13 protein-coding genes are annotated in these 17,639 nt (G+C 28.9%); 3 read left to right on the plus strand and 10 right to left on the minus strand.

What is annotated here, in order from left to right:
- Positions 1-94 precede the first annotated feature (94 nt).
- Both DS884_RS01805 and DS884_RS01810 read left to right on the plus strand, forming a co-directional pair.
- Positions 95-2,221 carry a peptidylprolyl isomerase gene (locus DS884_RS01805; protein ID WP_113785554.1) on the plus strand — a complete coding sequence of 709 codons (2,127 nt, stop codon included), beginning with the start codon at positions 95-97 and terminating at the stop codon, positions 2,219-2,221.
- A 158-nt stretch (positions 2,222-2,379) separates the two neighbouring features.
- Entirely contained in the window at positions 2,380-3,849 is a 1,470-nt protein-coding gene (locus DS884_RS01810) for a catalase (RefSeq protein WP_113785555.1), read from the plus strand.
- Between the two features lie 56 nt (positions 3,850-3,905).
- On the opposite strand, the gene DS884_RS01815 is transcribed toward DS884_RS01810, so the two are convergent.
- Together DS884_RS01815 and lpdA are read right to left on the minus strand one after the other, a co-directional pair.
- The gene (locus DS884_RS01815; protein ID WP_113785556.1) at positions 3,906-5,702 is read right to left on the minus strand and encodes a T9SS type A sorting domain-containing protein; all 1,797 of its coding nucleotides are present in this window, start codon (positions 5,700-5,702) and stop codon (positions 3,906-3,908) included.
- A gap of 105 nt (positions 5,703-5,807) precedes the next feature.
- Positions 5,808-7,208 (minus strand): dihydrolipoyl dehydrogenase, encoded by a 1,401-nt coding sequence (gene lpdA, locus DS884_RS01820; protein ID WP_113785557.1) that lies wholly within the window; start codon positions 7,206-7,208, stop codon positions 5,808-5,810.
- Between the two features lie 200 nt (positions 7,209-7,408).
- Here lpdA and DS884_RS01825 point away from each other — a divergent pair, with 200 nt between their 5' ends.
- Entirely contained in the window at positions 7,409-8,638 is a 1,230-nt protein-coding gene (locus DS884_RS01825; RefSeq protein WP_233487092.1) for a glycosyltransferase, read from the plus strand.
- A gap of 36 nt (positions 8,639-8,674) precedes the next feature.
- On the opposite strand, the gene DS884_RS01830 is transcribed toward DS884_RS01825, so the two are convergent.
- From DS884_RS01830 to DS884_RS01865, 8 genes are all read right to left on the minus strand, one after another.
- Entirely contained in the window at positions 8,675-10,108 is a 1,434-nt protein-coding gene (locus tag DS884_RS01830) for a DUF3526 domain-containing protein (RefSeq protein WP_113785558.1), read from the minus strand.
- A 1-nt stretch (position 10,109) separates the two neighbouring features.
- Positions 10,110-11,513 (minus strand): DUF3526 domain-containing protein, encoded by a 1,404-nt coding sequence (locus DS884_RS01835; RefSeq protein ID WP_113785559.1) that lies wholly within the window; start codon positions 11,511-11,513, stop codon positions 10,110-10,112.
- A complete protein-coding gene (locus DS884_RS01840) occupies positions 11,510-12,226 on the minus strand; it encodes an ABC transporter ATP-binding protein (RefSeq protein WP_113785560.1) in 717 nt (238 codons plus the stop codon). Before DS884_RS01840 ends, DS884_RS01835 begins: the two co-directional genes overlap by 4 nt.
- 297 nt (positions 12,227-12,523) lie before the next feature.
- Positions 12,524-12,862: a hypothetical protein gene (locus DS884_RS01845; protein ID WP_113785561.1), complete on the minus strand. Its 339-nt coding sequence runs from the start codon at positions 12,860-12,862 to the stop codon at positions 12,524-12,526.
- A 96-nt stretch (positions 12,863-12,958) separates the two neighbouring features.
- Positions 12,959-14,362, minus strand: a complete 1,404-nt coding sequence (locus tag DS884_RS01850; RefSeq protein ID WP_113785562.1) for a carboxypeptidase-like regulatory domain-containing protein — start codon at positions 14,360-14,362, stop codon at positions 12,959-12,961.
- Between the two features lie 63 nt (positions 14,363-14,425).
- The gene (locus DS884_RS01855) at positions 14,426-16,444 is read right to left on the minus strand and encodes a M3 family metallopeptidase (RefSeq protein ID WP_113785563.1); all 2,019 of its coding nucleotides are present in this window, start codon (positions 16,442-16,444) and stop codon (positions 14,426-14,428) included.
- Between the two features lie 82 nt (positions 16,445-16,526).
- The gene (gene purE, locus DS884_RS01860; protein WP_093870466.1) at positions 16,527-17,006 is read right to left on the minus strand and encodes a 5-(carboxyamino)imidazole ribonucleotide mutase; all 480 of its coding nucleotides are present in this window, start codon (positions 17,004-17,006) and stop codon (positions 16,527-16,529) included.
- The gene (locus DS884_RS01865) at positions 17,000-17,635 is read right to left on the minus strand and encodes a hypothetical protein (protein WP_113785564.1); all 636 of its coding nucleotides are present in this window, start codon (positions 17,633-17,635) and stop codon (positions 17,000-17,002) included. Before DS884_RS01865 ends, purE begins: the two co-directional genes overlap by 7 nt.
- Between the last annotated feature and the right edge of the window lie 4 nt (positions 17,636-17,639).

The raw sequence follows: 17,639 nt of genomic DNA on the forward strand, positions 1-17,639 counted from the left end.
TATAAGTAAACTTACTCTAAAACAGCTAAAAAAACATTGCATTATTAAATGTGAAATTGTATTTTCGCACACTGTTAATAAAATAAAATGACGTATGGCAATTTTATCGAAAATTAGAGAACGTTCAATGTTCTTAATTCTTGTTATTGGTTTAGCACTTTTTGCATTTGTATTAGACCCATCTACAATATCAGATTTTTTTAATGCAAGTAAAGTAAACGAAGTAGGAGATGTAAATGGAGAAAGTATTTCTCGTCAAGAATTTGCAGAAGCCTTAGATGCATATAAAAAGCAAACTGGTAATAGAGTTTCTGAAATGCAAGCAGCTAAAACTGTTTGGAATAATTTATTACGTCAAAAAATATACAAATCTCAATTAGAGGAAGCGGGTATAACAGTTGGAGAAGCTGATATTATGCAAGCTTTATTTGATTCACCTACAGTTCAAGGTGATCAAAGGTTTCAAACTTCTGGAATTTTCGATAAAAGTAAATTGAAAGAACATTTAGCAACTATAAAAGATGCTAATAATGATGAATGGAGAGCTTGGCAAAACTACATGGTTTCTTTAAGAGATAATTTAGAGAAAACTACTTATGATAATTTAGTATCTTCAGGTTTAGGTGCTTCTCTAAAAGAAGGAGAAGGACAATATTTAACTGAAAACACTAAAGTTTCTGGAAAGTATGTATATGTTCCTTATACTTCAATTGCTGATAGTACAGTAACTGTAAAAAAGAGTGATGTTAAAGCATATATTGAGAGTCATAAAAATCAATATCAAGTTGAAGCATCAAGAGATGTTAAATTTGTGAAGTTTGACATTGTTCCAACCCTAGAAGATGAAGAAGCAATAAGAGCTGAAGTAGCTAAATTAATTGAAGATTCAGAAGACCCTAATAATAGAAACATATTAAAAGGACTAAAGAACACTACAGATTATGTTGCTTTTTTAGAAGATGCTAAATCTGATATTTCACTTGATGATAATTTTAAATTTAAAGCTCAAGTTCCTCAAGGAATAGCTGATAAGCTTTTTGAAGGTAAAGAAGGTGAAGTTTTTGGACCTTATAAAGATAATGATTACTTCAAATTATCTAAAATTACTAAAATTACACAATTGCCTGATTCAGTTCAATCAAGACATATTTTAATCCCTTTTATAGGTGCAAACCCAAGTGGATATGAGCCAACTAAAAATGAAGCGGATGCTAAGATAATGGCTGATAGTTTATTAACTGTTTTAAAGGCAGACTCTTCTAAATTTGAAGATTTAGCTAAAGAACTTTCTTCTGATAAAGGATCTGCTGATAAAGGAGGTTTTTATGATTGGTTTGGATATAACAGAATGGTTCCTGAATTTAGAGATTTTGCTTTTGAAGGGAAAAAAGGAGATATGGGAGTAGTAAAAACTGTTTTTGGTTTCCATATTATTAAAATTGAAAATCAGAAAAATTTTCAACCAGCAATGAAATTAGCAACTTTCGGAAAAAAGATTGAAGCTTCTGAAGCAACTGAAAATACCATTTTTCAAAATGCTGAGACATTTGCATTAAATTTAACTAATGGTAAAAAATATATCGATTTAGTTAAAGAAAAGAGTTTAACTTCTTTACCAGCTGTTGGATTAAAAGTTTTAGATGAAAATGTACCTGGAATAGGTAATGAAAGAGCAATTATAACTTGGGCATTTGGAAAAGATGTTGAAGTAGGTAACTTTAAGAGATTTGATGTAGATGGAGGATATGTTGTAGTTATGTTAACTGATAAAACATCTAAAGGATTAATGTCAGTTGATAAAGCTGTACAAAGTGTACGCCCTATAATTCTAAATGAAAAGAAAGCAGAAATGATTTCGAGCAAAATGAGTGGTGCTACTTTAGAAGATATTGCAAAATCATCAGGTCAAACAATTAGAGGCGCAGTAGATGTAAATTTACAATCTCCTAGTCTTTCAGGTGTAGGTTATGAACCTAAAATTATAGGTGCAATGATCAATGCAAAAGAAAATAAAGTATATACTAAAGTAGTTGGAGATAGAGGTGTTTATGCTTTCGTTACTGAAAAGAAAGAATTACCTACTGCATTACCTAACTATGACACTTATAGAAAGAGAATAGCAAATAATAGAAAAAATAAAACATTTCAAATGTATGAAGCTGTTAAAAAAGCTGCAGATATAAATGATAGTGTTGGAAGCTTCTATGGTATTCAACAATAATATATAATCCTATTTATAGTAAGAAACCGAGTTATAAAACTCGGTTTTTTTTATTGTCCAAACTATTTAATAGTTTTTAATTATTTTAACATAAAAGCTATCAATTTTTATTATAGTGTGTTTTTTTATATGTTTACAAAAACAAAACACAGATAATAATGAGTAAAAAAAGAAAATTAACAACAGAGTCAGGAGCACCTTTATATCATTATGAGGATACTCAAAGTATTGGAAAAAGAGGTCCGTTATTATTACAAGATTATTTTTTACATGAGAAATTAGCTCATTTTAATAGAGAGAGAATTCCTGAGAGAATAGTTCATGCTAAAGGCTCAGGAGCGTATGGTACTTTTACGGTAACAAATGACATTACCAAATATACAAGAGCGAAGTTATTTAATGAAGTAGGTAAGCAAACGAAGCTATTTGTACGTTTTTCTACTGTTGGAGGAGAAAAAGGATCAGCAGATACAGAAAGAGATCCTAGGGGATTTGCTATAAAGTTTTATACTGAAGATGGTAATTGGGACTTAGTAGGAAATAATACTCCGGTTTTCTTTATTAAGGATCCTAAAAAGTTTCCAGACTTTATACACACTCAAAAACGTGATCCATACACTAATTGTAAATCAGCGACTATGATGTGGGATTATTGGTCTTTAAATCCAGAAAGTCTACACCAAGTACTTATTTTAATGAGTAACAGAGGAACTCCAGATGGTTATCGATTTATGAATGGGTATGGTAGTCATACCTTCTCTTTAGTAAATGATAATAATGAAAGATTTTATGTGAAATTTCATTATAAAACAATGCAGGGTATCAAAAACTTAAGCGATGACAAAGCAACTGAATTAAAAGGAAAAGATCCAGATTATGCGCAAAGAGATTTAGTAGAAGCTATTGACAATGGAAACTATCCAAAGTATGCTTTGAAAATTCAAATTATGACAAATGAAGAAGCGGAGAAATTTAAATGGAACCCTTTTGATGTTACTAAGATTTGGCCTCATGCTTCTTTTCCATTAATAGATGTAGGTGTAATTGAGTTAAATGAAAACCCAAATAATTATTTTGCTCATGTAGAGCAATCTGCTTTTGCTCCTTCAAACTTAGTTGATGGTATTGGTTTTTCACCAGATAAAATGCTTCAAGGACGAATTTTGGCCTATCCTGATGCTCATCGTTATCGTATAGGTGTTAACTATGACGCTTTACCAGTAAATAAGTGTCCATATATGGTGAATAATTACCATAGAGATGGTTCAATGCGTTTTGATGATAATGGGGGAAAATCGCCAAATTATTTCCCAAATAGCTTTGATGATATTGAATTAGAAACAACAAGAAAAGGAATAAATTATGAATTGGATTCTAAGCAAGTAGGTTATTATAACCGTAATGAAAATGATGAAGATCATTATACTCAACCTGGTAATTTATTCAGATTGATGTCTAAAAAAGAACAAAAAGATACAGTTACAAATATTGTAAATGCAATGAGTGGAATTTCAGGAGAGAAAAAGCTTAAAATAATAAATAAACAGCTGTGCCATTGGTTTAGAGCAGATAGAAATTTAGGGATGGAAATAGCTAATGGATTAGGGATAAAAGTAGAAGGAAATTAATTAAAAAGATGTAAATTAAAAACCGAGTATAGTTACCCGGTTTTTAATTTTAATAATTATTGCTTTATGATTTTAAAACTTTTAGAATGGCTTTTGTATTTTATTGTAGTTATATATAACCCTGAAGGAAGATTGCTAGTATCAGTATTATATGCTCCATTACTTCCCATCATAGTACTATCTGTCATTAATTTACCATTTATTGTGTAAATTTTAATTGATAGCCCATGAGTAGGTGTAATCCCTTTAGTTTTGATATTTATAGAATTAGTAATTATACTATTGTTTAAATTTATGTCAAAAAGAAATTCTTTAGGAGTGTTTAATTCTTTAATTTTATTATTTGTAATGGTACCAATTGTAAATCCAGAAACTATATTTCTAGTAAAATCTGGATGCTCGCTATTAATATATATACTATAAACACCTTCTTTAAAAATTGATGTATCAAGTATAAATTGTTTTGTCTTTTGATGGTAGCTAAACGATTGTAAATAAATTTCTTCTTCAGTATTATTTCCTAATAAATCAGAAGTTTTAGAAATAGTAGCAGTTACTTCAATTTCATCAAAGTTGGTATTTGAATTTAGAAAAGATACTTTTAATATGTTTTTGTTTTTTTCAACTTCAAAAACCATTTTTGGACCATTGATTTGATGTGCATAAGCGACAAATTTTGAATTACCCTTTATAATAGTTGAGCTTGATGTATTAAGCTTATAACTACTCATGTAATTAACTATAGAATTCGTTTTGCTTTGTTCTCTTAATTTTGGAAATAATCTACCTTTCGTTGACTTTAAATTGAAGTTTGAATATGAGTTTTTATGAAATACTTGTAAATTAATATTTGTATTGCCTCTATCTGCTATAATTTTGTCATAATCATTTTCGGAATTAATAATTTGATAATCACTTGATGTTTTTGTGTAATTGACTAATTCAGAAGTGTTTTTGGGTGTTGTGTTTTTTAAAACGTTTTCGTTTAAGTATGGTTTTATATGTTTCCATACATATTGCCCTAAAGCAATATCGACATGATCTAAATAAGCTTCGTTCTTTTTAAATGTATAAATTCCATTGGGCCTAAGTGTACTTTTGTATGGTGATACACCATCATTTACACCCTGATGTAAATATAAAACGCTACCGCTAGCAAACATTAAAGGAGCTAAAAGTGTATGTCCTCTAGCAAATCCAGACCCACCAAGAATAATAAATTTTGAAGGCTCATTATTTATATGATTGTCAAAATATGGACGAACAACATCTCTGCAGTAGTATGTAGTTGAAGTAGCACCTCCTTCGTTTAATCCCGTTTTTTTCCATAACCAATTTAGCCACCATTGTTGTGATATATCTGCTAAATATGTACCCCAATATGGTGTTCCTAAAGCAAAAACCTTTTTTACTTTATTATATTTTTTATGAGTATACATTGCAACTTCAGAGGCTTTTCCTCCATTACTATGTGCAATAATGTATACATCATTTACATGATATTTATTAGTTATAATATCAATAGATTCAGCTAATAACTTTCCGTTAGCCCACATACCTTCACCTCTTGTGGTAGCAACAAATACAACTTGATAACCTTCGTTATATGCTTCTTTATAAAAAGTGTTATTTGTGAAAAAAAGCTGGTTAAGATCAATATATCCATGGTTAAACAAAATAACTTTGCCATTAAAGTTATTAGGCTTGGCTCCATAATGAATAGTTGATTTTAGTAGTGGTCCAATAAATAAGGAGCTAAGATTGTCTGGAGTAGGAAGTTGTTTTTGAACAAAGCTTTGCGAAAAAAGTGCAAAAGAGGTAAAAAGAATACATAAAGTTTTGAATAATTTCATTTTTAGAAGGGGTTTGGTTAATGAAATTAAATATATGTAAAAAATTAACAAAAAAAAGGTATTCTGTTTAAATAATACCTTTTTTGTTTATGTTTTTTTTTGATTTTAAGCGTTTAGAGGCTTACCATCCCAAGCAGCTTTAGCTGCTTCTTTTACTGCTTCAGAGTATGTAGGGTGACCATGACAAATACGAGCTAAATCTTCAGCAGACGCTCTATATTCCATAGCAACAGCAGCTTCCATAATTAAGTCAGCAACACGAGCACCAACCATATGTACTCCTAAAATTTCATCTGTATTTTTATCAGCTAAAACTTTTACAAAACCATCAGTATCTCCACTAGCACGAGATCTACCTAATGCACGCATAGAAAATTTACCAGCTTTGTATTCAACTCCGCTATCTTTTAATTCTTGTTCAGTTTTACCTACAGCAGCAACTTCAGGCCACGTATAAACAATACCAGGAATTAAATTATAATCAATATGAGGTTTTTGACCTGCTAAGTATTCAGCAACTACTACACCTTCTTCTTCTGCTTTATGAGCTAACATCGCTCCACGAACAACATCACCAATAGCATATATATTAGAAACATTAGTTTGTAAATGGTCATTAACCTCTACCATTCCTCTTTCAGTAACCTTAACACCAGCTTTTTCTAAAGCTAATCCATCAGTATACGGACGACGACCAACAGATACTAAACAATAATCACCTGTAAAAGTAACTTCTTCACCTTTTTTATTAGTAGCTTTAACAATTACTTCTTCACCATTTCTTTCAACAGAAGTTACACCATGGTTCGCATTAAACTTCATTCCTTGTTTCTTTAAAACTTTAGTAAGTTCTTTAGAAACATCTTTATCCATAGTTGGAGTAATTGTAGGGGCATATTCAATAACTGTTACATTAGCACCTAAACGCTTGTAAACAGAACCTAATTCTAACCCAATTACACCACCACCTATTACTAATAAATGTTTAGGTACTTCTTTTAGTTTTAATGCTTCAGTAGATGTTATTACACGTTCTTTATCGATAGAAATAAAAGGTAATGTTGACGGTTTTGAACCTGTAGCAATAATAATATTAGTTCCTTCAATTACTTCAGAACTACCATCATTTTTTGAAACTTTAACATGCGTAGAATCTTCAAAAGAACCTAAGCCTTCAAAAACTTCAATGTTATTCTTATCCATTAAATACTTAATTCCACCTGTTGTAGTTTCAACTACATTCGCTTTACGAGCAACCATTTTTCCAAAATCGAAAGATGGTTTTTCAACAGAAATTCCATGCTCTTCAAAATGATGTACAGCATCATAGTAATGATGAGAAGAATCTAATAAAGCTTTTGAAGGTATACAACCTACATTTAAACAAGTACCACCTAGAGTAGAATATTTTTCTATAATAGCAACTTTTTTTCCTAATTGAGCAGCTCTGATAGCAGAAATATATCCTCCAGGACCAGAACCAATAACGATTACATCGTATTTCATGAGTCGTGTTTTTATTGTTTTGTATTTGCTAGTTAGTATTTTATGTTTCTACCTAGCTATCTGTTTTGTTTTTCAGAATAATAACCGCAAAATTACATATAATTGTTGATTTGTTGAAGAATGTTTAAGATTAGTTTTTAGACGAGTAGTATTAAAAGAGAAGATAAAGAATCTCAATATAAAACTACTATTTTTGCAAAATGAACCATCTTCTTATTATAGGGTATGTTTGGGTAGAGCCAAATTCATCTGCTGCAGGTACTAGAATGTTACAACTAATAGAGTTGTTTTTACAACAGAATTATAAAATAACATTTGCTTCACCATCACTTAAAGGAGAAAAAGCTTTTGACTTATCTTCTATAGGAGTTAATGAAGAAACTATTGAGTTGAATAACTCATCATTTGATGATTTTATACAAAAGTTAAATCCTACTACTGTACTATTTGATCGTTTTATGATGGAAGAGCAATTTGGTTGGCGTGTAGCAGAAAATTGCCCTAAAGCGCTACGTATATTAGATACTGAAGATTTACATTTTTTACGTAAAACACGTCATAATAAACTAAAAAGAAACGAAATATTTACTACTGAATCATTATTGACTTCAGATGATGCTAAACGAGAAATAGCCTCTATTTTAAGATGCGATTTAAGTATAATAATTTCATTATATGAAATGAAATTATTAATAGACGTGTTTAAAATTGATAAAGAGTTGTTATATCACCTTCCTTTTTTACTTCCTAAAATAGATCGATATGTTATTGAAAATTGGAAGCCTTATGAAAAGCGAAAAGATTTTGTTTTTATAGGGAATTTCTTTCATGCTCCAAATGTAGATGCTGTTTTACAACTAAAATCAATTTGGAAGGATATACGAAAGAAATTACCTGAAGTAGAAGTTCACATTTATGGTGCTTATGCTACCCAACAAATAAATCAATTACATAAACCAAAAGAAGGTTTTATAGTAAAAGGATTTGCAAAAAATGCACTAGAAGTAGTAAATAAAGCAAGAGTAATATTAGTACCATTACGATTTGGTGCTGGCATTAAAGGAAAGTTAACAGAAGCAATGATATGTGGAACTCCTAGTGTAACAACAAAAATTGGAGCCGAAGGGATGCATGGAAACTTACCTTGGAATGGCTTTATAGAAGATGATCTTGATCAGTTTTTAAAAAAAGCTATTGAATTATATACTAATGAAAAACTTTGGAAAAGTTTCCAGACTAATGGAATTGATATTATTAACTCAATATATGATAAAGATAAAATTAGTCAACCTTTTATATATCAAATAAAAATACTTCAAAAAAATATTGTAGACCACCGTAATAAAAATTTTCTAGGAAATCTATTGCAGCATCAAACTTTACAAGCTACAAAATACATGAGTAAGTGGATTGAAGAAAAGAATAAATGAAAAATGTCTATCACTTTTTTGTGATAGACATTTTTTTTAATTACTAATTAGTGTTCCTTTTTTTAATTTATTTTTAAAATTAATCCATGCTATACTTATGAAGAATAGAGAAAATAGACATAATGAAATTAGCTTTATTAATATAGAAAAAGATTTAGGAGCTTTGTATTCAAAGCTTGGAAGCTTAGAGTATAAGTTTGTGCTAAATTTTTCATTTTTATATAATAAAGGAACAAAGAAGTTACGCCATTCTTTAGCAAAAGAACTGGTTTGTTTTCTGTAATTTTGATAGTGTAAGGTTGATGTTCCTGCTAAGTTATTAAAAGCTTCTTGTAAAATTATAGCAGGGGAACTGTATTGCCACCTTTGTATCCATCTCTGTTGCTGTTCTAATTGAACATCGTAAGAGGTTATTAGAGGTTTTAATTCATCTTCAACTAAATCTTGAGAAGCCATGTATTTATGCCAAAAAGAGTAGTTTTTTGAAGAGTCATTGCTTGCATATTCCGGATGGTCTCTTAAATAATTATCTAAAATTTTATCTTGTTTTTTAGAAACTTTATCTTTTAGTTCTCTTACCTCACTTATTAATTTTGATCTTGAAGGGATGGGATAAAAAACATTACTAAGTTGACCAATTATAGCAGGAATTATCAAAATAATAAATACCCAAACTGCTAATAAACTTACAGCGTTTTTTGCTGAGTTATTGATAAATATGTTTATAAATAAGACTACAACAAACCAAAAAAGGATATAAGCTATAACCAGTAAAAGAGTATTGATATAAGCTATAAAGTTTGTTGAAAAATCAAATTCATTAATTACAAAAGTGATGGTTAAAATAACGAGTGTAATTAAGGTTAACCAAAGAAATCGCAAACCAATTTTTTGTAAAACCCAAGTAAACATTGAAACTGGTTGAGAGGCTAATAATTTTAATGACCCAGATTCTTTCTCTGAAGAAAATATATTATAGCTAAAAGCAATAACAATGAGAGGGAGTATGTATATAATAACAAAAGATAAATCGAAACTTCCAAAAAGCAATTGAATTGGGTTGGATAATTCAGCATAATTAAATAAAAAACTGTCACCATAGGCTTTTGGTTGTACATAATGCGTAAACAAGTCACTTTGCCCAGTCGATATAAAAGTTAAGGCTTGAGGAGGCATTGCTGCTACTCTTGGAAAAGAATATCCAATATGCATTGGCCTAGTTGGTTTTGCCCATGACCTTACACTAGTTTCAAATCCTTTTTCTAGTGAATCTAAGACCTTTAACATTTTTGAATCTTTCTTTTTTACTGCACTATACGCTTTTTCAATGTCTGAAAATCGTTTGTCTACTTTTTGTTTCCCATTATAACCAGCAAAAAGAATGATAGTAAGCATAGTAAAAAAAAGTAACAAGAGCCATTTACTACGGAGTAATATCTTTAATTCGTATTTAAAATTATGTATAAACATTTTAATAGGTTTTATTAGTGAATATTAATACTATAGCAGTAAACGAAAACCATAATGCAAGTATTAAAAACAAGAATGTGTTTTTTTTAAGCACAGTAGAAAATGTTGTAGCTTGATATTTAAATTTTGGTAGTTTACTCCAAGTATTTGCAGGAGCAACATATCGTTCTCCATATTTTGAATTTTTCTCAGTAGTTCCATTTAAAAAACGTTGTGTTTCAACTCTATATTTTTCTGCAGATTCTGCAAAATCCCAATGATTTTGATAATCAGTTTTTGCTACAGCCATTGATAAAAAACGTGTGGGAAGAAACGGAGAAATAATCGCTAATGATTTATAAATTCCATCTTGATTTTTAGCTTGTTCATTTAAATAATCATAATGCTTTTCATATACTTTCGCTTGATATTCTTCTCCTTTTTGCATTCTATAGGCACTATAATTAAATGGAAGTTTATGTACGCTGTCAACATTATATTTTTTAAGAACTTCTTTTTCAAGCTTTTTTGCTTCTTTATTCCAAGGATTATGGCCATCTAAGCCTTTTTTGTTTTCTTCTGAAATTCTCTTTGAAAATTCTTGATGTGTAGGGTATGGATATTTTGTATCTGCTAAATTACTCGCAACTTTTGGGGCTATAAAACAAGCTAATACCCAAAAAGATAAATTAATAACTAAAGAGATTCCTGATTTTTTTGCTAATGAGGAAATTAGTAATGTAATATTGGTGAAAATTAAATAATAGGTGATATATATAAGATATAAAGTGCCAAAAGCTGACCAGTTAAAAATACCATAATTTTCAATGCTTGATAAAATAATACCACCTAGTAAAAATAAAAATGTAGTGATTGTAACAGAAGGTATCAAGGTAGCAAACCATTTTCCTAACAATAATTTCCATCCAACAATTCCTTGACTTTTTAATATGTAAACTGTATTACCTTCAATTTCTTTTGTAAAACTGTTGTAGCCAATTAAAATAGTAATTAAAGGAAGTATGTATAATAAAATAAAGTCTACAGTTAATTCTCCAAAGCGAGATAAAGCTGTTTGATCAGAAGCATTACTAAATTGTGCTTGGTTTCTACTATGTGCTTCTAAAAAAATAGATATACCTGTGTATTTGTCTACTCCTTGATCGATAAGAGATAATGGAGATTTTGGTTTGAAAACATAATTACCATAATGAGCAGCCGAATGTGGATTTTTTTCCCCTTGAGAATCCCAAGCATTACGTTCACTGTTTTTAGCTTCATTATATTGAATATTTGTAGTTTCATATTGTTTAGCAGTAATTAATAGAGCTATAACCAACAATACTAAAACAATACTTAAAGAAATTTTAAAACGACCATCTCTTAAAATTTCTTTAAGTTCTTTTTTTATTATGTGATAAATCATACTGTCTCTTCTTTTAAAGTCATTGTTTCTAAATATAATTTCTCCAAATCTTGAAGTGAAATGTCTTCACTTGAGAAATAATGTTTTAGTTTTCCCTGTTTCATTATACCAATATGGGTACCTATTTCTTTAGCTCTAAATATATCGTGTGTAGCCATTAATGTAGCTACATTGTCTGATTTCATTTTTTTTAGAAGTACACCAAATTCGTTACTAGATTTAGGGTCTAAACCAGAAGTGGGTTCGTCTAATAATAAGACTTTAGCGTCTTTAGCAATAGCTAAAGCAATACCTATTTTTTGTCTCATTCCTTTAGAGAAATACTGAGTGTGTTTATGATAGGCTTCTTGTTGTAATCCTGCTTCATCTAAAAAGAACTCTAATTCTATTTTAGAAAACTTATAGCCACCTATACCTAAAAAATAATCTAAGTTTTCTACTGCTGTTAAAGCAGGGTATAGCATTAAGTTTTCAGGAATATAGGTTAAAAAAGATTTTGTTTTTTTAGTGTTCTTATTAACATCTAGGTCATTAATAAAAGCTTCTCCCGACGATGGAGTAATAAAGTTTAATAGTAAGTTTATAGTTGTTGATTTACCTGCGCCATTGGCTCCAAGAAGGCAGAATATTTCTCCTTTTTTTATTTCTATATTTAAATTGTCCAGAGCGGTAAAGTCGCCATATTTTTTAGTTAAGTTATTTGTTTTTATCATATCGTACTTTTTGTGATATTTATTCGTTTTTTGATTTATTATTGTTGAGGTTTCTTAATTTATAACTACTAAAATATCAAAGTTATGTAAGGCAAAACACCCTCTGTTTTATTTATAGAGAGCATTTTTTTTGATAATTAGATGTGCAGTAATAATTAATTATTAATATCCAGAAAAATAAGAGAATCAAAAAATGAAATAAATAAGTAGTTAATCATTTATCACAAAATGAAAGATGTCTTACAAATTATAGAAATTAATTTATGCGTTACTTTATAATTATAAAAAGAAGAGATATTATATAAAGTATGGGGGAGCTCTTAGTTTTTTAAGCGATTCAACACTAGTTAATTTAATAAAGTAATAATTATCAATTTTTACAGTATTGTAAAAAGAAGAGATAAAATATTGAATATTTAAATTAAGCGAGTAGAAACTTGAAAATGAAAAATAACAAATATCACAGTCATTAATGATTTCTTGATGTAAATGAGTTGATTCAGTTTTACAATCAATATGAGTATCATTTTCATGATGATGATGAATTGTTTTTATAACAATAGGGGCAATAAGAAAAAGCATCAAAAAAAGAGATGCTATTTTTTTTATTGAATTATTTTTTATTGTTAAAATCATCTTAAAGTAACAAAACTAATTACTTAAACTTTTTATTTATGATATATACTGTTAATTTTTTCAAAAAAGTAACTTTTTAAGTTAAAACCCTTGTAGTTATTTGTTTAAAGGTCGGTAATCTAAAGGAAGCATATTAGCAAAAGCTTCATATCCCCAATATCCTTCATGTAAAACAGTAAAAGGTTCAATTAAAACACCTTTTTTACTTATCGGTGTTTCTTTAGTATTAATAAGAGATATGAAAGATTGTTGATAGTCTAGCTTTGCTTTACCAAATCTATAGTTGTCTTCTTCTGGTTCATTAAGGTAATTAATTTCAAGTAAGTAAGGAAAACTTAAATAAAAAGCAGTACCCTTTTTAATAATAAAATCATCTAAAATTAAGTTTTTCTTTACAGGCTTATTAATATATTTTTTTAAATGCTCTTTCCTAGCTATGAAGCTTAATGAGTCAGTCTCTTTATCATATAATTTTGTTTTTGGTGTGGCATAATAAAGTCCTTTACTATCTTTTCTTACATGAAAAGGACCATTTATAATTTTATTTATTTCTTCTTTAGAGAATTTAATTTTAAACTTTTTTGTAAAGTGAGTTTCTTTTGTAAGCATTCTTCTAACTAATGAACTTCTTATTTTTTTATTAAAAAGATTCAATTTATTAGAGTGAAAAGTTGGGAGTTTTTTAAAATTATTGAAATTAGGTTTAGAAGCTAATTTTAATTTCGCTTCATTTATAATACTATCATGAGGCCTTTCTGGGTTAAGTACTTTTTGTAATTGATTTATTTTAAAACCAGCAATATCTAATTCATCTTTAATGATTGATCTGTAAAAATGCATACGAGAACCATTATATGCTTTTAACCTATTGGTTTTCCATTTACTTTTAATAGTAATATTTAAATTTTGATATTTAGTATATCCACTGAAAAGAATACGGTTATTGATTAATGAAAACTCTACTAAATCATAATATATTAAGTAACCTAAACCTTTATGTTTTATCTGAAGAGGTTTACTAGCATAAGCAGACAGTTTATTTGTTTTTTTGTCAAAGTCAAAATGCAAAACTTTAGGATTTAAAATCAAACATTGTGATGCTAATTCGGTTTTTCCTAAGAAAGCTTTTTTAAAACGAGATAAATTATATTTCCAATCATCATCGTATTTTGTTTTCTGAATAACAACTTCATTTAAAATATTAGTATCAGGTTTTAATTTACACAATAATGGCTTAGTTCTAATATTACTATTTATGTTAAGCTGTATGGTTTTAAATCCAATGAATGAAACAATTAATTCATAATTACCTTTATGACTTTTTAATTGAAATTCACCTTTTTCGTTAGTAGTGGTTCCAATAGTTGTGTTGTTTAAATAAACTGAAGCACCTTCTAAAGGTTCGTTTTTGTGAGTTGTAACTTTTCCTTTTATAATAGATTGAGAAAAACTATTAGCAGTAAAAAACAGTACAATAAATACAAAAATCCCTATTCTCATAAAAAATATTTTTTATAAAAATAGGAACTTATTTTTGTTATAAAAAAATAAAAAAGTTAAATGCTAACTTATTAACCCTGCACGTTTTAATAAGGCATCTGAGTTAGGCTTTTTACCTCTAAAACGTTTGTATAAATCCATAGGTTTTTCTGTTCCTCCCTTAGAAAGAATATTATCTTTAAATTTATAGGCTATTTTTTTATTGAAGATTCCTTCTTCTTTAAAATACTCAAAAGCATCTGCATCTAAAACTTCTGCCCATTTATAAGAATAATAACCAGCAGAATACCCACCTTGAAATATATGAGCAAAAGCTGTACTCATACAATTTTCTGAAACATCAGGATATAATTGAGTATCTGAAAAAGCGGCTACTTCAAAATCTTTTACATTTTTAATGTTGGTAGGATTTGTTCCATGCCATTGCATATCTAACAAGCCAAAACTTAATTGACGTAATGTTTGCATACCTTCATGGAAACTAGCAGATTCTTTTATCTTTTCTACATACTCCATAGGAATAGTTTCTCCAGTTTCATAATGCTTTGCAAAAAGCTCTAAAGCTTCTTTTTCATAACACCAGTTCTCTAAAATTTGACTAGGTAATTCAACAAAATCCCACGAAACAGATGTACCTGATAAACTATTATACGTTGTGTTTGCTAACATTCCATGTAAAGCATGACCAAATTCATGAAATAAAGTAGTAACTTCATTAAATGTAAGTAAAGAAGGTTTTGTATCTGTAGGCTTTGTAAAGTTACAAACTATAGATACCTGTGGGCGCTCATTTATTTCATTTTTTATTTGTTGAGATTTATAAGAAGTCATCCATGCACCATTTCTTTTTCCTGGTCTAGGATGAAAATCTGCATAAAAATGAGAGATAAAGTTATCTTTGGAGTCAGAAACAGTATATGTTTTAACATCTTCGTGATACTTATCAATAGTGTCAATTTCTTCAAATTTTAAATCGAACAATTTACCAGCAATAGCAAATACTCCTTCAATTACATTTTCAAGTTTAAAATAAGGTTTTAAGAGCTCTTGGTCTAAGTTAAATAATTCTTTTTTTAACTTTTCAGAGTAGTAAGAACCGTCCCATTTTTCTAACTTTTCAATTGAATCTAATTTTTTAGCATAATTTTCTAAGTTATTAAACTCACGAATTGCTGCTGGTTTTGCTTTTTCTAATAATTCATTTAAAAAAGTTAAAACATTCTCTGGAGATTCTGCCATTCGTTCTTCTAAAACAAAATTAGCATGTGTTTTATACCCCAACAAATTTGAACGTTTATGACGAAGGTTTACAATATCTAAAACAATTTTCTCATTGTTATATTCATTTTTTTGAAATCCTTTTTTCCCCATTGCAATAGCTAGTTTTTTTCGTAACTCTCTATTATCAGCATATGTCATAAATGGGATATAGCTAGGATAATCTAAGGTAATTAACCAGCCTTCTTTGTTGCGTTGAGTGGCCATCATTTTAGCAGCTTCTTTTGCACTTTCTGGTAATCCAGAAACATCTCCTTCGTTGGTAAGAAGCATTTCAAAAGAGTTTGTTTCTGCTAAAATATGTTCTCCAAATTGTAATGATAGTTTTGAAAGAGCAGCATCTATTTTTCTCAATTCAACTTTCTCATCATTATCTAAATTAGCACCATTACGTGCAAATCCTTTATATTGCTTTTCTAGCAACATTTCTTGCTCAGGCGTTAAGCTTAAATTTGTGATTTGATTATAAACTGCTTTTACACGTTTGAATAATGCTTCATTTAAAACCATATCATTTTTAAATTCGCTTAACCAAGGAGAAATTTCTTTGGCAATTTCTTGAATCTCTTCGTTTGTTTCAGCAGAATTGAGGTTAAAAAAAATGGAAGTTATTTTATCTAGTTTTTCACCTGTGTTGTCTAAAGCTACTGTAGTATTTTCAAAAGAAGGTGCTTCTGTATTATTAATTATGTCATTAATTTCTTTTTTAGCTATTTCAATAGCTTCTTTAATGGCAGGTTTATAGTTTTCTTCCTTTATTTTAGAAAAAGGAGGAGTATTAAAATCTTGTAATAATGGATTCATTTTTTACTTTCTTAAATAATTAATGAAACCTCATAAATTTAAAATCTATGAGGTTTATAACTATATTTTTTTACTAAAATACTTATTTTTTTACTCTTTCAGAAGCTTTTTCAACTTTGAGTTTTAAGCCTTCTTTATAAGCTATAATTTTATCTAAAACACATGTATCAGAAGCACCAATAATTTGAGCTGCTAAAATACCTGCATTTTTAGCACCATCAAGAGCTACGGTAGCTACAGGAACTCCTCCAGGCATTTGAAGAATAGATAAAACAGAATCCCATCCATCAATTGAATTTCTACTTTTTACAGGTACTCCAATTATTGGTAATGGACTCATACTAGCAACCATTCCTGGTAAATGAGCAGCGCCACCAGCACCAGCCACAATAACTTTCACACCTCTTTTGTGAGCATTAGTAGCATAGTCAACTAATTTTTCTGGAGTTCTGTGAGCAGATACAATATCAACTTCAACTTGAATATCAAAGCTCTCTAATATGTCTATCGCTTCTTGCATGATTGGAAGATCTGAGTCACTTCCCATTATAATACCTACCATAATTTTGTTGTTTTTAGTTTGTTTAAGTAGCTCTTTACTCCAAATTCTGGACTAGAAAAAACTTCTTTATTTAAATTTATAAGATGCTTCTTAGCATCTTCCATAGATGCTTGAGCAAGAAAAATAACATCTACTTGTGATGCTAATGTATTTATTTTATTAGCAATTGTAAGTTCATAATTGTCAAATTCATCGTTTTCAAAATATTTCCAAGAGCTTGAACAATTAATACTTACAATTTCAATTGTTTTGTTAATTAACTTAGCTTCATTAATTAACATGTCTTCACTTATTTTTTTAGTAGTGTTAACAGTAAAAGCAATACCAATTTTCTTATAGTTTTTAACTAAAAAATTAGCAATAGGTAAATCAATCCGTTCTACATCATCTCTTTTGTCACATTCTTCACCATAAGTAGAACAAGTACAAATGATAAGTTGAGGAGCATCGCTTTTTATAGTTAGTAGCTCTTTTTCAAAACCATCTTTGTGTAAAGAGTTATTTTTAAGAGCATACACTAATAAATCATTATTTACATAATGTTTCACATTAATTTTTTTGTCAAATTTTCTAACTAAATTTTCAAAACGATTAATGTGAATTTTTGATGTATGTAAAAAAGCAATCATTTAT

The organism is Tenacibaculum sp. E3R01 (assembly GCF_003318185.1).
Lineage (GTDB): Bacteria > Bacteroidota > Bacteroidia > Flavobacteriales > Flavobacteriaceae > Polaribacter > Polaribacter halocynthiae.

Excerpts from the sequence above, each read along its gene's own strand:
- DS884_RS01805 (WP_113785554.1), top strand. The coding sequence starts at position 95 with ATGGCAATTTTATCGAAAATTAGAGAACGTTCAATGTTCTTAATTCTT.
- DS884_RS01810 (WP_113785555.1), top strand. The coding sequence starts at position 2,380 with ATGAGTAAAAAAAGAAAATTAACAACAGAGTCAGGAGCACCTTTATAT.
- DS884_RS01815 (WP_113785556.1), bottom strand. The coding sequence starts at position 5,702 with ATGAAATTATTCAAAACTTTATGTATTCTTTTTACCTCTTTTGCACTT.
- lpdA (WP_113785557.1), bottom strand. The coding sequence starts at position 7,208 with ATGAAATACGATGTAATCGTTATTGGTTCTGGTCCTGGAGGATATATT.
- DS884_RS01825 (WP_233487092.1), top strand. The coding sequence starts at position 7,409 with ATGAACCATCTTCTTATTATAGGGTATGTTTGGGTAGAGCCAAATTCA.
- DS884_RS01830 (WP_113785558.1), bottom strand. The coding sequence starts at position 10,108 with ATGTTTATACATAATTTTAAATACGAATTAAAGATATTACTCCGTAGT.
- DS884_RS01835 (WP_113785559.1), bottom strand. The coding sequence starts at position 11,513 with ATGATTTATCACATAATAAAAAAAGAACTTAAAGAAATTTTAAGAGAT.
- DS884_RS01840 (WP_113785560.1), bottom strand. The coding sequence starts at position 12,226 with ATGATAAAAACAAATAACTTAACTAAAAAATATGGCGACTTTACCGCT.
- DS884_RS01845 (WP_113785561.1), bottom strand. The coding sequence starts at position 12,862 with ATGATTTTAACAATAAAAAATAATTCAATAAAAAAAATAGCATCTCTT.
- DS884_RS01850 (WP_113785562.1), bottom strand. The coding sequence starts at position 14,362 with ATGAGAATAGGGATTTTTGTATTTATTGTACTGTTTTTTACTGCTAAT.
- DS884_RS01855 (WP_113785563.1), bottom strand. The coding sequence starts at position 16,444 with ATGAATCCATTATTACAAGATTTTAATACTCCTCCTTTTTCTAAAATA.
- purE (WP_093870466.1), bottom strand. The coding sequence starts at position 17,006 with ATGGTAGGTATTATAATGGGAAGTGACTCAGATCTTCCAATCATGCAA.
- DS884_RS01865 (WP_113785564.1), bottom strand. The coding sequence starts at position 17,635 with ATGATTGCTTTTTTACATACATCAAAAATTCACATTAATCGTTTTGAA.